The 1,351-nt window shown below is 65.9% G+C and carries 1 protein-coding gene; it reads left to right on the forward strand.

Annotated features, from left to right (window positions below; translation table 11 throughout):
* Positions 1-167: 167 nt before the first annotated feature.
* Positions 168-1,351, forward strand: a 1,184-nt coding sequence (locus A5759_RS07535) for an Ig-like domain-containing protein (protein WP_231984580.1), incomplete at its 3' end; no start/stop codon positions are given.

The following is a 1,351-nucleotide window of genomic DNA, read 5'->3' on the forward strand; positions in this document are numbered from 1 at the left end:
CCAGCGTCGGTGCGGTGGGCTCTGATGTGGGTGCCGGGGCGCCGGTTGCTACCGGAGTCGAGTCGCCGTCGGGTCAGGGCGTTGCGAGAGCTTCTGGTGATGCGGGGTTGACCGCGGATCCTGGTGCTGACAGCAGTGGGGAGGACTCTGCGGGGTCGGTGTCGAGCGTGGATGTCGGTGGCGGTGTGGTGGTGTCTGCCCAGGGTGAGGTGCGTGATCCTGGGGCCGGTTCCGTCGTCGGCAGCGATAAAGAAGCCGAAGAAGAGCCTCGAGAGGAGGTCGAAGAAGAACCCCCGGGAGAGACTGGACCTGATGGCGGGGCGGCGCCGGTGGCTCAGGGTCCGGTTGCGGTGGCCTCGGGTTCGAGTGAGTCGCAGTCGACGCAGAGCACGCCGGCACCGGTGAATACGGCGCCGGAGTCGTCGGTATCGGCGACGCAGATCGATCTTTCCGGAGAGCGGGCGGCGGTTGCCGCGGCGGATGTGGTGGCGCGGTCTCAGGAGTCCACCTCTGTGGTCAGCGCGGTGAATTCGGTGGTGTTGGTGCCTGAGCCCTCGGCTGTGGCGCCGCAGCGGTCTTCTGTGACCTCTGAGCCGGAGTCGGTGACGAGTTCGGTGGTGTCGGTGTTGTCCGATTTTCTGGCTGGATTCGGGGGGCCTGAGGCGCCGGTGAATTCACCGGCTGAGTGGGTGATGTTGGCTGCGGCGCGCCGGGAGGTGGGCGCCGATGAGCAGCTGGTTGCTCCGGTTGGGGTTACCGGTGAGGTGCCTAACGCATTGTTGGTGACCGCCGCGGATGTGGACAACGACCCGCCGGTGGCGCGTGTGACGGTGGGTCGTCCCAGCGCGGCGACCGGTGTGGTGACCGGCACGGTGAGCGCCACCGATCCTGACCGTGATGTGTTGACCTACACCAAGATCGGTGATCCGGCTCATGGCAGCGTTGAGTTCGATCCGGTCAAGCGGAAGTTCGTTTATACCCCAAGACTTGAGGCGCGTCATGCCGCGGCCAGCCCGACGGGTGCCAAGACGGACGCGTTCGTCATCACCGTCGATGACGGTCATGGTTCGCCGGTGGCGGTGACGGTGACGGTGCCGATTTCTGCCAAGAACGTCGCGCCGAATGCGTCGGGGTCGATCGGGTTGCCCGACAACTCTTCTGGTGTGGTGTCGGGCAGGATCACTCCTGGGGATGCCGATAACGATGTGGTGACCTACAGTTCGACGTCGACGGTCAAGGGTGCGGTGGTGTTCAACCCTGATGGGACGTTCACCTATACCCCGACTGCTGCGGCGCGCGCCGCGGTGCGTACCGGTGGGGCGGCGGCTAAGACCGAGAAGTTCACGGTGAC

It is taken from the genome of Mycobacterium sp. 852014-52144_SCH5372336 (assembly GCF_001665615.1).
Lineage (GTDB): Bacteria > Actinomycetota > Actinomycetes > Mycobacteriales > Mycobacteriaceae > Mycobacterium > Mycobacterium neumannii_A.